We start from the raw sequence: 18280 nt of genomic DNA on the forward strand, positions 1-18280 counted from the left end.
TGGGTAAATTAAAAATAGTGTTTGGGACATAAATTATCTTGGCCCAAACACTATTAGTTGTTCCACATGCGATTCTTAATTAAGCATCAAACTAATTTCTTTAAAACGCAGTGACACTGGTACCCCTTCGGTATCGACATCAACGACAAAGGAACCATTTGAATACCGTGCATTTAGTTCATGATCTGCAGGTAGCACATCATGACGGATGCCACGTGTGGTAATAATTTCAACCGGCGTTACGGCATGTGCTGGCAATGCCAAGAAAGCAGCAATCTCATGTGGATTGGCCTTCAATTCGCGTAAGCACAGGACGCCTTTTCTTGCCCGGCTCGTCACAGGTACTTCCTTGACCGCCATCTTCTTCAAAGCACCGCGTTGCGTCACGATAATTGCATCGTCGGTCTCTGAAACAAGTTGCATGTTGACGACTAAATCACCGTTGCGCAGATCCATCGCTTTCGCACCACTAGTTCTGGCACCATTGGTTGGGACTTCAGCCAAATCATAACGAAGCCCTTGCCCATGCTGTGACATTAACATCACCGTTAATGGACCATGCTGGTCCACGTAACTGATGTTGACCACTTGATCCGTGGCTGCCTTAAATTTCACATACATACTAGCGTGCTTTTTGTAGGTGCGCCCTGGTAATAAGTCGCCAAAGGCAGTCTGTTTGATCAAACCGTCTTGTGTTGCAATCACAAAGTTGCCTTGTTCTTCTAGACTGTTAAAGCTAAAGGCGGCAATCAGTTCTTCATCATCAGCGAGTCCAATTGATTGACTGATGTGTTCACCAGTATCTTTCCAACGCGCATCAGCCAACTCATGAACTGGTCGGTAAATCATGTTCCCTTTGCTGGTAAACATAAAGATATGATCCAGCGTTGAGGCTTGGGTCAGCAGAATTGGATAATCCTCATCTTTTAGCCCATTATCGTTTTCAGCCGAGGCTTGATATGAACGTGGTGAGCTACGCTTGATGTAGCCATCGTGAGACACCATGACAATGACATCTTCATCAGCCACGGTCACCGTCCGATCAACCTTAAGTTCTTCGATTTGCGCTTCAACTTGTGTCAGTCGATCTGAACCAAAGGTCTTTTTGATATCTTGCATCTGAGTACGCATTACTTTTCGTAGTGACGCATCATTAGCCAAAATATCCGTTAAACGGGCAATTTCGTCTGCTAAGTGATCGTGTTCTTTTTGCAGTTCAGTTACATCGGTGTTGGTTAAACGGTACAACTGTAACGTGACGATGGCTTCAGCCTGTGGTTCGGTGAAGTCATACTGATCAATCAGGTTTTGTTTGGCATCATGGCGATTCTTACTACCGCGAATGGTCGCAATCACTTGATCTAGAATCGAAAGGGCTTTAATCAAACCTTCAACGATATGCTGACGTTTTTGCGCCTTATCTAGGTCATGCTGCGTTCTTTTGGTGATGATTTCACGTTGAAAATCAATGTAGGCTTGCAACGCAGTCTTCAAACCAATCCGTTCAGGACGCATGTTGTGAATGGCAACCATGTTGAAGTTATACGTGATTTGTAAATCAGTGTTCTTCAACAGGTAGGTCAAAATCCCCTGTGCATCTGCATCGGCCTTTAATTCGACGGCAATGGTCAATCCATTACGGTCAGATTCATCACGAACTTCAACGATGCCTTCGACCTTTTTCATGATGCGAATTTCGTCCATCTTTTTAACAAGCAAGGCTTTGTTCACTTCATAAGGAATCTCAGTGATTTCAATTTCTTGCTTGTTTCCCTTTAGCGGTTTGATGGCTGTCAGTGATCGTAAAACGATCCGGCCGGCACCAGTCTCATAGGCTTTTTTAATGCCATCGAGCCCTTGAATAATTCCACCAGTTGGGAAATCAGGTCCCTTCACAAATTGCATCAAATCATCTGTCGTGGCTGTTGGATGTGCGAGTAAATAAACCAACGCGTCTAACACTTCTGTAAGATTGTGCGGTGGAATTTCGGTTGCATAACCAGCTGAAATTCCACTGGCCCCATTGACGAGTAAGTTAGGAAAACGCGCCGGTAATACCGTTGGTTCCTCTTCTGTATCATCAAAGTTAGGTACAAAGTCAACGGTGTCTTTATCAATATCCTGCAGCATCGTCCCAGAAATTTTGCTTAACCGAGCTTCCGTATAACGCATGGCAGCCGGTGGATCAGCATCAATTGACCCATTGTTCCCGTGCATTTCAACTAACGGCGCACGCAATTTCCAGTCCTGACTCATCCGCACCATCGCCTCATAAATCGACGAGTCACCATGCGGGTGATAATTACCCATAACGTTCCCGACTGATTTCGCGGACTTACGGAAGCCTTTATCAAACGTATTGCCATCCTTATTCATGGCATACAGAATCCGACGTTGAACTGGTTTTAAGCCATCACGAATATCAGGCAACGCCCGATCTTGAATGATTGACTTGGAATACCGACCAAAACGTTCGCCCATGACGTCTTCTAAGGTTAGTTCCTGAATATTACTTGTTTCTTCAGCCACAACTGTTGGCTCCCTTCGTTCAGGTTTGTTAATTTAGTCATCATTGTCTGTCTGTGCATCCCAAACCGTAATGGTTGGACCAACAGCTTCTGCATCTTGGTCAGTCGCTTCGTCATCTTCAACATGATGCGCAGAGTTAACTGCAGCATTATCTAGAATCGACCCGTCTTCTTCCAAATTAAACGCCACGTTCTCTTCGATCCACTTCCGTCGTGGTTCAACTTTGTCCCCCATGAGGGTTGTGACGCGACGCTCGGCCAACGCAGCATCATCGATCCGAACACGAATCAATGTCCGCGTGCTTGGGTCCATGGTCGTTTCCCACAGTTGATCGGCGTTCATTTCTCCGAGCCCTTTGAATCGTTGCAGCGAATAGCCACGCCCAATTTTCTTTTCTTTAGTGCCTAGTTCGGCATCGGTCCATGCGTATTCAATGGCCGTCTTCTTGCCAGTGCCACGTTGCAATTTGTACAGTGGTGGTAAGGCAATGTAGACCCGACCGGCATCAATCAATGGCCGCATGTATTTGTAGAAGAACGTTAATAACAGAATCTGAATATGAGCACCATCATCATCGGCATCAGTCATGATGATGACCTTGTCGTAATTAGCGTCTTTTAAACTAAAGTCCGCACCAACACCGGCACCAATCGTATAGATCATGGTGTTGATTTCTTCATTTTTAACGATGTCTTGTAGCTTGGCTTTTTCGGTGTTCAACACCTTACCACGTAATGGCAAGATAGCCTGAAACTTCCGATCACGACCTTGTTTAGCAGACCCACCGGCAGAATCCCCTTCGACTAGGAACAGTTCGTTTTTAGCCGCATTCTTAGATTGCGCCGGGGTCAATTTACCTGATAATAAGCGTTCTTGACGCCCTTTTTTCTTACCGTTACGACTTTCATCACGTGCTTTTCTGGCAGCTTCTCGTGCCTGACGTGCTTGTAATGACTTACGAATCAGCATCTGGGCGAATTCCCCATTTTCCATGAGGTAAAAGCCCAGTTGTTCATTGATGACATTGTCAACGATGGTCCGCGCTTCACTTGTGCCAAGCTTATCTTTTGTCTGGCCCTCAAATTCTAGAATTGCTTCTGGAATCCGTAGTGAAATGACCACTGACAGTCCTTCACGAACATCAGAGCCTTCAAGATTCTTATCTTTATCCTTTAGTAAGCCAACTTTACGAGCGTATTCATTGAATGCTTTAGTCCACGCAGATCTTAACCCTGCTTCATGCGTCCCACCACCTGGGGTACGGACGTTGTTAACAAAGGACAACATCGTTTCTGAATAACCATCGTTGTATTGAGCGGCCACTTCGACTTCCACACCGTCTTTTTCACCGTCGAAGTACAGCACATCCCCAAGGGTGTCCTTATCCTCATTCAGATAAGCGACAAATTCTTTAATCCCCTCTGGATAATGAAATTCTTCGCTGCGCTCCTGATTCTCACGTTCGTCGGTCAATGTGATCTTAACGTCCGTCAATAAGAAAGCAGATTCGCGCAACCGCTCTTCTAAGGTGCCAAAGTTATAGACAGTTGTCGTGAAAATTGTTGAATCTGGCTTAAACGTGACAGTTGTTCCGTTGGACTCTTTTGTCTTACCCAATTTCACCAACGTGCCCACTGGTTGGCCACCATTTTTGAAATCTTCTTGGTACTTGTAACCATCTTTAACGATCGTCACGGTTAAATGTTCTGATAAGGCGTTCACAACAGAGGAACCAACCCCATGTAGCCCACCAGAAGTCTTGTAACTACCTTCATTAAACTTACCACCGGCGTGCAATACCGTGAGGATAACTTCTGGCGTTGGAATACCAGATTCATGCATCCCCACCGGCATTCCGCGACCGTGGTCCACAACGGTAATCGAATTATCAGCGTGGATGACCACGTTGATTTCTTTCCCAAACCCGGCAAGTGCTTCATCGACGGCATTGTCGACAATTTCATAAACTAAATGGTGCAGTCCACGTGCATCGGTCGATCCGATGTACATTCCGGGACGTTTCCGCACTGCTTCCAGGCCGTGTAAAATTTGAATACTTGATGCATTGTAGTCTTCAGCAGATGAAGCCATGTGGTAAACATCCTCTCTTTTTTTAAGCTATCTCAATAAAAATACCATACTTCGCGCAGGGTTCGCATACTTTTTTCAAACGAATACCATTATCACACCGCGCGTTAATGAATCTCAGCGAATATATGTTCGTCTTTTTTAGCATAACTGTCAAGAACGACTTTACACGATCCCTAAGCTTTTTTGGCAGTGACTGAAACTTCATGCTAAAATAGAACCCATTCACGAAACCTTCTAAGGAAGTACAACATGTTAAAACTACTAATCATGCTTTTAGTGGCCTATCTATTAGGCGCCATTCCCACTGGTATGTGGCTTGGCAAACTATTTTTTAAAACGGATCTTCGTAAGGCCGGTTCCGGTAACATTGGCACAACAAATACATTCCGTGTCCTGGGCAAAACAGCCGGCACCATCGTTTTGGTAACTGACATTGTCAAAGGCGCTTTAGCAACGCTGCAACCGGTCATTTTTGGTGCTCCTGTCATTCACGGCTGGGCAGTCAATGGGCTGTTGATTGGCTTAGCTGCCATTCTTGGCAACATGTTCTCTATCTTTGACGGGTTCAAGGGTGGTAAGGCCGTTGCCACCAGCGCTGGTATTCTTGCCGGTTACAATTTCCCCTTCTTTATTATCTCAGCCATTATCTTTGCGAGCCTGGTTTACTTATCAAGTATGGTGTCGGTAGCGTCGATGGCCGCAACGACCATTGTGACATTTCTGTCATTAATCTACCAAGATGGTTATCTAACGACCGTCGCCTTCGTCGTAACGCTGTTCGTTTTCTACCGGCATCGCGCTAACCTGGAACGAATTCAGCACGGCACCGAAAGCATGGTGCCCTTTGGCTTGTATCGCAAGTACCGCCAGAGTCATCCAGTTAAACCTAAAGATGACGATGACGCCTCAAATAAATAATTGAATCATGCAGAACTGTTAAGGGTCCTAGACAAAAATCACTTTTGTCTAGGACCCTTATTGTTTGTCTTCGACGATTGAATAACTTAGAAGAATTCAATCGCGTAGTCAGCGTTAAACATTTCCTGAGGATGCAATTCGTGAATACCAAACTTGTGTTGTAGCTGACCATCTGCGGTCACACTGTCTGCAATGCCCCACCAAGGTTCAAGACAAACAAAGGGTGCTTGTTTTGGCGACGGTGACCAGATGCCAACGTAATCTGCATTTTGCAACGTCAGTGCGATCCCATGTTCATTTAGATCGGAGGTTACCGTTAACGTTGTTGGTTGTTGCTGCAAGTCTAGGATTTTCGCATCATTGGCAAACAAACTGTGTTTCAAAGCCAGTGGCTTCTCAAAGTTAAGCGTTGTTGGATGCTCGGTGTCACTAAAAGGACCGTCTAATTGTAATGACGGATAAATTTGAGCTGGGCTAACTGCGACCGTGTAGTCGCTAAAGGTTCCCTGCTTATCACCTAGTGGTAGGTTGAAGCCAGGGTGCCCACCAATGGCAAAGTAGACTGCCTTACTAGATGGATTAGTAACGCGATACTCAACACTCAAGTGACGACCTTGCAAGCTGAACATAATGTCCAGTTTAAATGCAAATGGATATAATTTATGGGTGTCAGCGTTGTCAGTTAGCGTAAACGTCACACTAGTATCGGTTTGCGCGGCAACCTGGAAATCTTGGTCTCGTGCAAACCCATGTTGCGTCATGTGATACTCATGACCGTCATAGTTATAAGTATCATCATGCAAGCGCCCAACGATGGGGAACAACACTGGCGCATGCCGATTCCAAAATGCTGGATCAGCCTGCCACATGTACTCCAAATGACTTTCTACATCTTTAACACTCGTTAGTTCAGCACCATGTTCATTAATGACAACGTTTAATGCCTCATTTTTAAGATTAATCACAACTGCATCCTCCAGTAACATTTTTAAATTAGTCGTCCGGTCCCCGTGACCCTTTATCAACAGCACGCGGGAAAAATTTTCGGTAATTTGCTTGTAAACTATCCTTGGTGACATGCGTGTAAATTTGTGTAGTCGACAAGCTACTATGTCCCAGCAACTCTTGTACGGTCCGTAAGTCTGCACCGCCTGAAAGCATCTGCGTCGCAAACGTATGTCGCAACATATGAGGATGAATTTCGCCAGTCAATGAGCTGCGTTTCATGACCTGATTTAAAGCATATTCAATGCCAGTACTCGTGATGGGTTTGCCATAACGGTTCACAAACACCACGGCATGCTGTTGATGATATTTTTGCATCAACGGTGTTCGGCAATGATCCTCGTAAGCGGTTAAGGCTGCCAGCGCATACCGACCAACTGGTACATAACGCTCCTTGTCACCTTTCCCATGCACTAAAATCATGTGGGTCGAGAAATCAATATCGCGGTAATTTAACTGTGCACATTCTGAAACCCGCATACCAGTCGCGTATAACATTTCTAGCAAGGCACGGTCGCGAAATTGCAGTGGCTTTGAGCCATCACCACTGGCGGTCGTGAGTAACTCATCCATTTCTTTTTCATAAAAAAACCGTGGCAAGCTATCCGGATGCTGCTTTAGGTTCACATACACAAACGGATTATCCGTCACCAAATCATTCTTCACTAAAAAATTAAAGAACGACCGTAAACTGGAAATCTTTCTGGCGATTGATGTCCGCGAATAATGAGCATCATATAAGTCACTCAAATATACACGAATGTCTAAATGATCCAACGCTGCAAATGAACTGGCACCACCACTTGTTGATAAAAACGTTACGAAAGCGGCAATATCTTCCTGATACGCGGTTATCGTATTGTCGGAGTAGCGTCGTTCAACCTTCAAGTACTCAATAAACAGATCAATCCAGTTAGTTTCTAACGTTTGGGGTGGTTGATTTTTTTGCATAATAAAAAGCCCTCGTTACTTGCTACGTTAGCAAAATAATAAAGGCTTTACAAGCGACATACTAGTCAGCGACGGTGCTAGGAACTTGCGCCGCCAAATCAATACTTGGTAAAAAGGCATCTAGATCAGCTAATGCACGGTTAGCAACTTCAGTGTTGCGTTCACGCTTGTCACGAACACGATGATCTAAGCCAGGAACGATCCCAAAGTTTGCGTTCATAGGTTGGAAATGATCTGGTGACGCAGTCGTAATGTAGTTAGCCATTGCACCAACCATCGTCGTTTGTGGGAAGACAGCTGGTTCTTGTCCTAATGCCAAACGAGCTGCGTTAATACCAGCTAAGATACCGGAAGCAGCACTTTCAACGTAACCTTCTACCCCAGTCATTTGGCCAGCGAAGAATAAGTCAGTCCGCTTCTTTGTCTGGTAGGTGGCTTGTAATAATTTAGGTGATTTCAAAAATGAATTGCGGTGCATCACACCATAACGCACAAACGTAGCATTTTCCAAACCAGGAATCATGCGGAAAACACGCTTTTGTTCGCCCCACTTCAAATGCGTTTGGAAGCCAACGATGTTATATAAATCACCGGCAGCATTATCTTGACGTAATTGGACAACGGCAAATGGCCGCTTCCCAGTCCGTGGATCTTCGAGCCCAACTGGCTTCAAGGGTCCGTAAAGCAATGTTTGTCGACCACGCTTAGCCATCACTTCAACTGGCATACATCCTTCAAACACATCATTGTTTTCAAAGTCATGAACATCTGCTGTCTCAGCGTGAATCAATGCGTCGTAAAAGGCGTTGTATTCTTCTTCGTTCATTGCAGCGTTCAAGTAGGACGCTTCCCCTTTGTCATAACGGGACTTCAAGTAGACCTTGTCCATATCCAGGGAGTCCTTGTTTAAGATTGGTGCTGCAGCATCGAAGAAATGTAAATCATCCTCATCAGTGAAGCCTTTGATGGCATCTGCCAAATGACCCGCAGTCAATGGTCCGGTAGCAACGACTGTAATTCCTTCTGGGAGTTCGTTTACTTCGCCAGAAACAACCGTCACGTTTGGCATATTTGTCAATGTTTTGGTGATTTGTTCCGCAAATGGGGTCCGGTCAACAGCCAGTGCACCACCAGCGGGAACAGCATTGTCGTCTGCTGAACGGATTACAACAGAGTCTAAGTGCCGCATTTCTTCTTTTAAAAGACCGGCAGCATTACTAATTTGATTCGCCCGTAATGAGTTCGTACAAACTAGTTCCGCAAAATTGCCGGTTTCATGTGCGGGGGTGAGTTTTACCGGTCGCATTTCGTATAAACGAACGGGTACGCCCATTTTTGCAATATGATAAGCTGCTTCACTGCCGGCTAAACCAGCGCCAATAACGTTTACAGTGGGTGTCGATGCCATGCTGAATACCTCGATCTTATTTAATTTTAGTGATGTGGCTATTGTAAAGCATCACAACAGAAACAACAAACCGGAACAGAAATTCTACTCAGAATCAAAAAAGGAGTTTGGAACATAGGCTTGTTCCAAACTCACTTTTTGATTTACGAACTTAAATAGTGAAAACGTGGGTCAAAAGTCAAGTCGCTGTGCAGACTACGAACCACCTACCGGGTTGAAGCCCAACCCGTACGGCGATTCTAGGTCTTGCTCGCTACTTCCCGACTTTTCCCCCACTCTTACTTTTGAACGGTTTCTTCGTAATCGCCATTTGGACAAACAACCTGCTTGCCACCCTTAACCTTCTTTTCAACTAAGAAATGACCATCCTTTGGACAATCACGATTAATTGGCTTATCCCATGAAACAAAGTCACAGTCAGGGAATCGTGAACAACCGTAGAAGACACGATTGCGTTTTGACTTACGTTCAATGATTTGGCCTTGGTGACACTGCGGACAAGTCACACCAATTTCCTTCACGATGGCCTTCGTGTTACGACAATCAGGGAAGCGTGAACAGGCGAAGAACTTACCATACCGGCCCATTTTAACAACCATTGGCGCACCACAGATATCACAATCAAAACCAGCTGGTTCATCTTTGATCTTGATTTTTTCCATGTTATCTTCAGCTTTTTTAACTTCGGTCGAGAATGGCTTGAAGAATTCGTCAATCACCTTGACCCATTCCTCGGAGCCACGTTCAACACCATCAAGCCGCTTTTCAAGACCAGCCGTGAATTCGACGTTTTCAATATCAGGGAAGAAATCGACGATGACGTTGTTGACGATTTCGCCTAATTCTGTCGGAACAAAACGCCGTGCATCAAGCTTGACGTAGTTCCGACGTTGAATGGTATCCAGCGTTGGTGCATACGTTGAGGGACGACCAACACCATTTTCTTCCAGCGCATGAATCAAGTTGGCTTCGGAGTACCGTGCCGGTGGCTGCGTAAAATGTTGTTGCGGATCATTTTTGACCATCTTGATCGCATCGTCCACCTTTAGGTCAGGTAACATGTTGTCCTTTTCAGCAGCGACTTTGTAAACCTTAGTGAATCCGGCAAACTTAACCTTTGATCCATTCGCACGGAATTGCACGTTGTTTTGATCAATCGTTACCGTCATTGTGTCTGACACTTCAGCAGTCATCTGTGATGAAACAAATCGGTTCCAGATCAACTGGTATAAACGGAATTGATCATTCGTTAAGTATTGTTTCATTTCAGCAGGCGTCCGGTGAACACTAGTTGGACGTACCGCTTCATGGGCATCTTGGGCGCCTTCAGGCAACTTGCCCTTGACTGGCTTAACAGCCGCGTATTCGGCACCATACTTTTCGTGAATAAACTGTGATGCTTCTTGTTTGGCAATGTGGGCGATCCGCGTTGAATCGGTCCGCATATAGGTGATCAGACCAACGCTACCGCCTTTGCCAATATTAATCCCTTCATACAGCTGTTGCGCAGCCATCATCGTCTTACGCGTCCGGTAGTTTAACTGCCGGTTAGCAGCCTGTTGCATGGTAGAGGTCGTGAATGGTGGCTGTGGCATCCGCCGACGTTCGCGCTTTGTCACATCGGTAATCGCAAAATCAGCCTTCTGGTCAATTTGCTTTAACACAGCTTGAACAGCGGCATTATCCTTCAAATCAGCCTTTTTACCATTGGTACCGTAAAAACTGGCCATGAACTTGCTGCGACCCTTACTGAATTGGGAATCAATTGACCAGTATTCAACTGGTTTGAAGTCTTTGATTTCTTGCTCACGCTTAATAATCAAGGCCAATGCAACAGTTTGGACACGCCCTGCCGACAGACCTTTTTTGACCTTTTTCCAAAGAATTGGTGAAATGGAGTAACCAACCAATCGGTCTAAAATCCGTCGTGCTTGTTGAGCATCAACCAAATCCATGTCGATGTCACGAGGTTGCTTAAACGCATTCTTGACAGTATCTTTAGTGATTTCGTTGAAGACCACCCGATTCTTTTCTTCAGGATCAAGGTTTAATAAGTGGGATAAATGCCACGCAATGGCTTCCCCTTCACGATCCGGGTCAGATGCGAGGTAAACGCGTTTGGCATTTTTAGCATCCTTACGCAGTTCCTTGATTGTGTCACCTTTACCACGAATAGAAATGTAATGTGGTTCGTAGTTATTTTCAACGTCGACACCCATTTGTGATTTAGGTAGATCTCGAACATGTCCCTTACTAGCAACAACTTTATAGTTGCGGCCGAGGTATTTTTCGATGGTCTTTGCCTTAGATGGGGATTCGACGATGACCAAATTCTTTTTAATCTTTGACTTCGATTTGGTTTTTGACGTCGCCATAAATGAGGCCACTCCTTTAATTTGTGAATTTATAAAATGCTTTTAACCCGTTAGCTGACAGGTCAAATCTAAATCACCATACTGCACAAGCGGAGCGGCTGTCAACATATTTGAAACTTTTCTACTATATTAAGTCGATATTCCATGTCAATTAACGCAGCTCATTTAAAATATCTTCAGCTGAACTCACCGGTGTCGCACCCGCCGCGATTAAGGCGTTACAGCCAGCTGATAACCGATCCGTAACGCGTCCTGGCACAGCTAAAACATCACGATTCTCTTGTAATCCAATGTTGGCCGTTATTAAACTACCAGAGTGGATTGCAGCTTCAGTCACCAAAATTGCCTGCGCTAACCCTGCAATGATACGGTTGCGCTCAGGAAAATGATGCTTGGCAGGCGTGGTCCCTAAAGGATATTCACTAACCAACAACTGTTCCGATGCTATTTTTTGTTGCAACGATTGATTGCTGGCCGGATAAGCGACATCTAACCCGGTCCCAATGACCGCCACTGTTTGACCACGATTGTTCATTGCCAATTGGTGACTGAGGGAATCTACGCCAGCGGCTAATCCTGAAATAATTGGGCGCTTGATGCCCACTAATTCCGGCAACCATTGCTTTAATAACGCATATGAATACGTAGTTGCCTGCCTAGCACCGACGATGGCTAACCCCGCATCATTTAATAGTGCCAGGTTACCGTGACAGAATAATGCGAGTGGCGCAGCATACAACTCGCGTAAGTGCTGTGGGTAAGCATCATCAACGATGGTCACCACCTGACTATGTTGCTCATTTGCCAGTACGGTTGCTGTTAACCGGTCATCATGCCAATTATTAAATAGTTGCGTGCACCCGATGGCGTCCAATGCCAAAAGCTGGGCTACCTGTTTAATGGTCAATGGTTCATCCAAGTGATCTTGCAAGAACTGCCACACTTTTCGGCGTGCGGCCAACCCAATTCCTGGCACCAACTGTAAGCGAACTAAAAAATCATGATTTAATTTTGTGATTAGTGTTTGCATGCGCTATTTGCTCCTGTTATCGGTTTAGTCGATACAAGAACATACGCAATTTGTATGCGAATTATTTTTAAATGTAAAAGAGTGTGACAAAAATTGAGAAGTCGTTTCTAGTCAGCACGGCGACGTAACTTTTATTCTAAGCGTTCAATTTTTTAAAATGCGCAAATCAAAAAAAGATCCGAGGCAAAATTACTTTTGCATCGGATCCTTCTTTGATTTTAAACTCTAGAGATACTTTGCAACTGGACTAAAAGAATGACGATGAATCGGTGTGATCCCAAATTCTGCCAAACCGTCTAAGTGCTGCTTCGTGCCGTAGCCATCATTTTGAACAAAGCCATACCCTGGATACAGTTGATCGTACATCTGCATTAGGTGGTCACGATAGACTTTCGCAACGATACTGGCCGCGCCAATGCTGACGGACTTTGCATCACCCTTGATCAGTTTTTGTTGTTCGATTGGAACGTCGATTTGCATCGCGTCGATCAACAATAGATCAGGTTGATGGATTAACCCTAATACAGCATCGCGCATGGCAACCCGCGTCGCTTGATAAATATTTAACTGATCAATTTGTCGTGGCGATGCGATGCCAATACTGACATCCACACAAGCTGCTAGTATCTGTGGGTATAAGCGCTCTCGATCAACCGCACGTAGCTGCTTAGAATCGTTCACATCAAGTAAACTAAAGTCATGTGGCAATTCAATGGCGCAAGTCACCACGGGACCTGCCAGTGGCCCGCGACCGACTTCATCAATACCAACCACGTGTTGCTGACCATGATCCCAAGCAGCTCGTTCTAATTTCTGACGATCATGAACAGCATTTTCTTTGGCAGCCAGGATTTCAAAACGGTGTTGCACCTGCGCTATCAGTCGTTGTACCCCTTTTCGAGGGTCTGACTGTAAACTGATCAGGTATGGATCAGTGGCCGCTGAAATCGTCGCTAAATGTGCTTTAACGTCGGCAATGCTTTCATGCGATTCCTCAGGCATTATCTGTTGCCTCTGAATCCTCAGGCAATTCAAACGTCAATCGACCAAGCTTGCCTTTACGCAGATCGAAAATCAGACGTTCACTGGCACGCTCATAATCATCTTTGAATCCAAGACGTTGCGTGATGGCAAGTAACAAGTCCACATCGCTCAATGATAAATCCTCTGTGGTGACGTGATAACGGTCAACTAAAGCAGTTAACTGATCTTGTTTACGTAACCATTTAATGGCATACAACGCAACATCATCCTTGGCGAACAAAGAATCTTTAATTGCGCCGGTTAATGCTAGTTTTTGCCCTACCAGTTGGTCTTCAAACTTCGGCCATAAAACACCAGGTGTATCCAACAACTGAAGGTCTTTGCCAGCCTTTAACCATTGCTGTTTCTTGGTCACCCCGGGACGGTCCCCGGTAACGGCAACTTTTTTATTTACCAGTCGATTAAGTAAGGTCGATTTCCCCACATTGGGGATGCCGGCAACCACCGCTCGCACCGTTTCTGACTGAATGCCCTTTTCCGCGGCCCGTGCTCGTTGTTCCTTCAGGACTTCTCGAGCTGCTTTGGTCAAATCACCAGTCAGCTTGCGGTCGTTCACATCAACTGCAATCGCTGCTTGATTATGTTGCCGATAATAACGTAGCCACGCACTAGTAGCACGTGGATCGGCCAAATCACTTTTTTCTAGAATTAATAACGTTGGCTTGGTACCAACTGCATCATTTAATTCAGGATTCCGCGAGGCCTCTGGAATCCGTGCATCGACTAATTCAAACACAATGTCGATGACTTTTAAGTTTTCTCTCAGTTGACGCAAAGCCTTCGCCATGTGTCCAGGGAACCATTGGATATTTGCCATTCTGTGAAATTCCTTTCGTTACTGCTCTGATTCAATATATAAGTGCCACGCCTCATCAAAAATATCCATGCTTGGTAAATAGTTGCCATTCATTTCCAAATAGCGAGAGACGTCATCAAAATCATCAGATTGTTTCGGAAATGCTTGGTCTAAAAAAGCGTTATTCGCAAATGTCGCCACAGGATCGTAGCTACTGAGATTGCGCTGGGTCATTAAAAACTGGTAAAAACTACGCCGCATGAGCGACCTCCTGATTTTATTATTTTACAGTTTTAGCAAATTCTTTTTCGGGAATACCGGCTTTAAAGATGTACGTACCGCTATTCACATCAAGTGTTTCAGCGCGAAGGGTCAAAGCGCGTTTAGGCCCGATTTTATGCAAATCAAGCAAGACGGTATCAGTCTTTGCGTTGGCGGTAACCCCTTTTGGAAACTCATAGTGACGCGCCACAAAGCCCATCACAAAGTGAACTGGCAATGGTAAACGGCCAATTGCCATACGAGTAGCGTGCAGCTTGATGTTACCATCCTTAGTCACGCTTGGATCCATAATCAAACCATACGTGAGCTTGGCCCCTAGAAACTTAGTTGTTCCATAAAGCATCGCATGTTTCTTGACGACGAAACGATAATTATATTTATTGTTCTTCGTTTGGTTGATGTAATAATCTGCAAGGGAATTAACTTGTTGTGTATTCAGTTGCACTTGAAAGGTCGCATTAGATTGTAACGTTGGTTTTGCAACGGTCACCGGTTGCGGGATTGGCTTCGTGGCTTCGATACCGATCCATAGACCTAACCCAGCAATCAAAACAATTAAGCTAATCGCTATCGTTCGCCACCAATTATGGGGGCTTTTTTTAGTTTGTCGTGTTTGATTCATCTAACGCCACTTCCTTCCGCTTATTTTTTAGGTAGCCATTGATCATGTTTCATCATTGTTTTGTATAACACATTCGTCATCACTGAATAACCACGATTGTTCGGGTGAAAGTGATCGACCGGCGATAAATAATCATTCAATTCACCGCTTGTCCCACCGACCAACGCTTTTTCAACGGCCGCACCGTTAAGTTCACCAGCTTTATTTGCTTGTGCATCTTTAGCCGCTAAAGCAGCGCGTTTAGCGGGCGTCGTATACTGGCCATAGGAAAGTTGATCATTAATGTCCATAAAATACAGCCTGTCTACCTGCTGAACAGTTTGTTGCGTTGTCTGCACGAACTGTAACACGTAAGCGCTCAACTGTTCCACATTCGCAAAGTAAACGTACACCGGATTATACACGCTAAACAAGAAAATCGGTGCGTCAGGATTTAACTGACGGACTTGATTTAACAATTGTGTCAGCTTCCCGGCAAAAATTGCCTGTGTTGCCTGAACAGATTTATCCATCGCAACGGGACTCGTGTTTCCTTTGATGCTGGCATTTTGCAATCCCTGCATCAAATCATTACCACCAACTGTCATCACAATGGCATCGGCCTGCTGCACCTTTTTTTGCATTAATAGTGAATTCGTCAAACGCTTTTGAATCTGGTCAGAACGATCGCCAGCCTTACCGTAATTGGTGGCGGTCACCTGCAGATGCTGTTTAGTGGTCAATTGACGTTTAATTTGGCCTACATAGCCGCCTTGCTTACGCTGATCGCCCACGCCTTCAGTTAGCGAATCACCTAAGGCAACTAGTTTGACAGACTTTTTAGCAGTCACTTTCTTCTTTGCTTTAGGTGCACTTTGCATTGGAACCGGCTGGTGCTTTTGTTCACTCACCTGATGCCCACTTTGATAAAGCCACCAGGCCGCTATGCCTGCCACTGCGGCGGCCAGGACTAATAAAGTTATAATTAACGCGCGAAAATGTTTCATTCTGGCCTCCTGGCTGACTTAATTTGATACTAAAGCGGGTCCGGCACAATGGTATTTGTCCCAGACCCGCTGTACAAAGTTCAATTAATCTGTGTAATAGTGAAGCGCAAATGCCCCTTGTCCTGCATGTGTTGCGATAATCGGCACGGTCTGCCGAATAACAATTGGCATGTCTGGTAAGAATTCGTGAATCTTGTCAGCAATCTTTTGCGCGGTCTCTGGCGCACCAGCATGAGAAACACCAACACTAGCGATGTGGTTAGCAGCTTTCATGTCGGCATAGGCTTCATCAAGAAACTTATTAATCGTCTTCATACCACGACCCTTAGTCGTTACCACGATTTCACCCTTGATAACTTCCAAACCAATCTTGATGTTCAACAAGTTTGAAACCATTCCGACAGCCCGATTAATTCGCCCACCAGCAACCATGTTGTCTAATGTAATCACGCCCATAAATAACCGTGAGTGATCGCGTACTTTAATGGTTTCAGCGACCAAGGCATCGACATCCGCACCTGTTGCAGCTAATTTAGCGGCGGCTAACACTTGGAAGGCTAGTCCGCGATCAGTCGTTTGTGAATCAACGACTGTCACATTAGCGTTGGATAATTGAGCTGCCTGCCGTGCAGCATCAACAGTCCCAGAAATTGACTTCATCATCATGATTGCCAAGATTGGTGAGCCATCAGAGCCAAGCTGATCAAACAAGTCCACAAACTTGCCCAATGGTGGTTGACTTGTCTTGGGCAGATTTTGAGCCGCGTTCATTTTAGTCATAAATTCTTCATTAGTAATGGTTTCCCGCTCAACGTACACGGTGCCATCAATCATAACTGACAATGGAACGATCGAAATGTCGTACTGGCGAATTTCTTCTTCAGTTAATCCAGCCGAGGAGTCAGTCACAATTTTTACGTTTGGCATAGTAAGTAATCCCACACTTTCTCAGGTTTAGCTAATGCACAACGTCGTGATTTCCACAGCGTGCTACAATATTAGCTAAGAAACAATTAGTGTCACAAGTATACCAAATTTTAGCAATAATTTCATAACTCCAGTAGTTTCTTTCAGGATTTTATCATGAACACAGCGGAGTTTTAAGGAGTCTTTTTATGCAGCAAATTCATTCGCGAACTTATCGAATCGTCAACGAAGTATTTAATGCCATCACTCACGGAATTGGCTTTGGCTTAGCAATTGCCGGATTAGTCATCTTAATCATTCGCGCAGTCCATACCGAATCAGCATTGCGCGTGGTGACCTTTACGATTTACGGTGTCATCTTAATTCTCTTTTATTTATCATCCACCTTATTTCACGCCCTCGTGTTTACCAAGGCAAAACATGTCTTTCAGGTGTTCGATCACAGTGCCATTTATCTACTGATTGCTGGGACCTACACACCTTATTGTTTGCTCGTGATCAAGGGCGCCGTTGGTTGGGTGATTCTCAGTATCATTTGGATCATGGCAATTTGTGGAATCGTGTATAAATCCATTTGGCTCGGTCGTTTTAACATCGTGTCCACGGTCATCTATGTTGTCATGGGCTGGATGTGTGCATTCGCTTTTCCAGAACTATATCACGGTTTGGGCACAACGGGCTTTTGGCTACTCGTTTGGGGTGGCATTGCCTTCACAGTTGGTGCGGTGATTTACAGCTTCAAACAGATTCCGTTTGGCCACGTTATCTGGCACTTATTCGTTATGCTTGGTTCAGCGCTCATGTACTTTTCAATTTTGCTGTACGCTTAGCGTGGTGATGAGTGAGTGTCTCCGTCAAAACAGGATAACAGTGAGCTCACTGCGTTCGCGGGCGAGAAACCAGCGTGCCTTACCGTTGCGGGCTTTGCGAATCCTTCGCAGCCCTTCACTCCCGGCAGGCTAGTTTCCTGCCGTCACTGTTACCCTGTTTTGTCGGAAAGTGTCGCTCGCTTTGCGAACGGCACAACCCGTTAGTGCCAAAGTAAAAGTCAGACGGAACATAAAATAACCGCTCTAACAAACTACGCGTACGTAGTTTGTTAGAGCGGTTATTTTATACTTGTAGTTAACTGTCACATAGAGTGAACGTTGGCCGTTGTAGATCCCGTGGCGGCGAGTTTACTTCCACGTTCACTGTACTTGTGCCTTTGCCCGCAAAGCGGGCAAAGGCACTCCGCCAACGCCAGGTCATTAGCAACAGAGACCAGATGTAACACCGAGAACGAAGGGCTGCGAAGAATTCGCAAAGCCCGTAGT

Annotated in this window: 15 protein-coding genes; 2 read left to right on the forward strand and 13 right to left on the reverse strand. The window is 45.1% G+C overall.

The features are described from left to right. Positions 1 to 75: 75 nt before the first annotated feature. Both parC and parE read right to left on the reverse strand, forming a co-directional pair. The gene (gene parC / locus IV55_RS02285; protein WP_083483902.1) at positions 76 to 2529 is read right to left on the reverse strand and encodes a DNA topoisomerase IV subunit A; all 2454 of its coding nucleotides are present in this window, start codon (positions 2527 to 2529) and stop codon (positions 76 to 78) included. 33 nt (positions 2530 to 2562) lie between these two features. Then, on the reverse strand, positions 2563 to 4620 hold the full coding sequence (gene parE / locus IV55_RS02290; RefSeq protein WP_083483903.1) for a DNA topoisomerase IV subunit B: 2058 nt from the start codon (positions 4618 to 4620) through the stop codon (positions 2563 to 2565). A gap of 249 nt (positions 4621 to 4869) precedes the next feature. Between parE and plsY the strand changes: the two genes are divergently transcribed. After that, the gene (plsY, locus tag IV55_RS02295; RefSeq protein ID WP_057808938.1) at positions 4870 to 5538 is read left to right on the forward strand and encodes a glycerol-3-phosphate 1-O-acyltransferase PlsY; all 669 of its coding nucleotides are present in this window, start codon (positions 4870 to 4872) and stop codon (positions 5536 to 5538) included. A gap of 86 nt (positions 5539 to 5624) precedes the next feature. Here plsY and IV55_RS02300 read toward each other — a convergent pair whose 3' ends face one another. From IV55_RS02300 to IV55_RS02350, 11 genes are all read right to left on the reverse strand, one after another. Further along, complete coding sequence (locus IV55_RS02300; RefSeq protein WP_057808939.1) at positions 5625 to 6503, reverse strand: aldose 1-epimerase family protein; 879 nt, start codon at positions 6501 to 6503, stop codon at positions 5625 to 5627. A gap of 28 nt (positions 6504 to 6531) precedes the next feature. Then, complete coding sequence (gene xerC / locus IV55_RS02305; RefSeq protein WP_057808941.1) at positions 6532 to 7494, reverse strand: tyrosine recombinase XerC; 963 nt, start codon at positions 7492 to 7494, stop codon at positions 6532 to 6534. A 61-nt stretch (positions 7495 to 7555) separates the two neighbouring features. Further along, a complete protein-coding gene (gene trmFO, locus IV55_RS02310) occupies positions 7556 to 8902 on the reverse strand; it encodes an FADH(2)-oxidizing methylenetetrahydrofolate--tRNA-(uracil(54)-C(5))-methyltransferase TrmFO (RefSeq protein ID WP_057808943.1) in 1347 nt (448 codons plus the stop codon). Positions 8903 to 9180: 278 nt separating this feature from the next. Next, positions 9181 to 11277, reverse strand: a complete 2097-nt coding sequence (topA, locus tag IV55_RS02315) for a type I DNA topoisomerase (protein ID WP_057808945.1) — start codon at positions 11275 to 11277, stop codon at positions 9181 to 9183. A 151-nt stretch (positions 11278 to 11428) separates the two neighbouring features. Continuing rightward, on the reverse strand, positions 11429 to 12307 hold the full coding sequence (gene dprA / locus IV55_RS02320) for a DNA-processing protein DprA (protein WP_057808947.1): 879 nt from the start codon (positions 12305 to 12307) through the stop codon (positions 11429 to 11431). 225 nt (positions 12308 to 12532) lie between these two features. After that, positions 12533 to 13309, reverse strand: coding sequence for a ribonuclease HII (locus tag IV55_RS02325; RefSeq protein ID WP_057808949.1), 777 nt, complete (start codon positions 13307 to 13309; stop codon positions 12533 to 12535). Continuing rightward, on the reverse strand, positions 13302 to 14168 hold the full coding sequence (gene ylqF / locus IV55_RS02330) for a ribosome biogenesis GTPase YlqF (protein ID WP_057808951.1): 867 nt from the start codon (positions 14166 to 14168) through the stop codon (positions 13302 to 13304). Before ylqF ends, IV55_RS02325 begins: the two co-directional genes overlap by 8 nt. 18 nt (positions 14169 to 14186) lie before the next feature. Then, on the reverse strand, positions 14187 to 14408 hold the full coding sequence (locus tag IV55_RS02335; RefSeq protein WP_057808953.1) for a YozE family protein: 222 nt from the start codon (positions 14406 to 14408) through the stop codon (positions 14187 to 14189). A gap of 19 nt (positions 14409 to 14427) precedes the next feature. Further along, a complete protein-coding gene (locus IV55_RS02340; RefSeq protein WP_057808955.1) occupies positions 14428 to 15051 on the reverse strand; it encodes a YpmS family protein in 624 nt (207 codons plus the stop codon). Positions 15052 to 15071: 20 nt separating this feature from the next. Continuing rightward, a complete protein-coding gene (locus tag IV55_RS02345; protein ID WP_057808956.1) occupies positions 15072 to 16037 on the reverse strand; it encodes a GDSL-type esterase/lipase family protein in 966 nt (321 codons plus the stop codon). An 84-nt stretch (positions 16038 to 16121) separates the two neighbouring features. After that, complete coding sequence (locus IV55_RS02350; RefSeq protein WP_057808958.1) at positions 16122 to 16964, reverse strand: DegV family protein; 843 nt, start codon at positions 16962 to 16964, stop codon at positions 16122 to 16124. 188 nt (positions 16965 to 17152) lie between these two features. Here IV55_RS02350 and trhA point away from each other — a divergent pair, with 188 nt between their 5' ends. Continuing rightward, on the forward strand, positions 17153 to 17794 hold the full coding sequence (gene trhA, locus IV55_RS02355) for a PAQR family membrane homeostasis protein TrhA (RefSeq protein WP_057808960.1): 642 nt from the start codon (positions 17153 to 17155) through the stop codon (positions 17792 to 17794). Positions 17795 to 18280 lie beyond the last annotated feature (486 nt).

The sequence above is a fragment of the Furfurilactobacillus siliginis genome (genome assembly GCF_001437435.1).
GTDB classification, from domain to species: Bacteria; Bacillota; Bacilli; order Lactobacillales; family Lactobacillaceae; genus Furfurilactobacillus; species Furfurilactobacillus siliginis.

What these genes read in the sequence shown, in the direction of transcription:
- parE (WP_083483903.1), bottom strand. Translation starts at nt 4,620, where the DNA reads ATGGCTTCATCTGCTGAAGACTACAATGCATCAAGTATTCAAATTTTA.
- trhA (WP_057808960.1), top strand. Translation starts at nt 17,153, where the DNA reads ATGCAGCAAATTCATTCGCGAACTTATCGAATCGTCAACGAAGTATTT.
- plsY (WP_057808938.1), top strand. Translation starts at nt 4,870, where the DNA reads ATGTTAAAACTACTAATCATGCTTTTAGTGGCCTATCTATTAGGCGCC.
- xerC (WP_057808941.1), bottom strand. Translation starts at nt 7,494, where the DNA reads ATGCAAAAAAATCAACCACCCCAAACGTTAGAAACTAACTGGATTGAT.
- ylqF (WP_057808951.1), bottom strand. Translation starts at nt 14,168, where the DNA reads ATGGCAAATATCCAATGGTTCCCTGGACACATGGCGAAGGCTTTGCGT.
- IV55_RS02325 (WP_057808949.1), bottom strand. Translation starts at nt 13,309, where the DNA reads ATGCCTGAGGAATCGCATGAAAGCATTGCCGACGTTAAAGCACATTTA.
- dprA (WP_057808947.1), bottom strand. Translation starts at nt 12,307, where the DNA reads ATGCAAACACTAATCACAAAATTAAATCATGATTTTTTAGTTCGCTTA.
- IV55_RS02345 (WP_057808956.1), bottom strand. Translation starts at nt 16,037, where the DNA reads ATGAAACATTTTCGCGCGTTAATTATAACTTTATTAGTCCTGGCCGCC.
- IV55_RS02335 (WP_057808953.1), bottom strand. Translation starts at nt 14,408, where the DNA reads ATGCGGCGTAGTTTTTACCAGTTTTTAATGACCCAGCGCAATCTCAGT.
- IV55_RS02340 (WP_057808955.1), bottom strand. Translation starts at nt 15,051, where the DNA reads ATGAATCAAACACGACAAACTAAAAAAAGCCCCCATAATTGGTGGCGA.
- IV55_RS02350 (WP_057808958.1), bottom strand. Translation starts at nt 16,964, where the DNA reads ATGCCAAACGTAAAAATTGTGACTGACTCCTCGGCTGGATTAACTGAA.
- topA (WP_057808945.1), bottom strand. Translation starts at nt 11,277, where the DNA reads ATGGCGACGTCAAAAACCAAATCGAAGTCAAAGATTAAAAAGAATTTG.
- trmFO (WP_057808943.1), bottom strand. Translation starts at nt 8,902, where the DNA reads ATGGCATCGACACCCACTGTAAACGTTATTGGCGCTGGTTTAGCCGGC.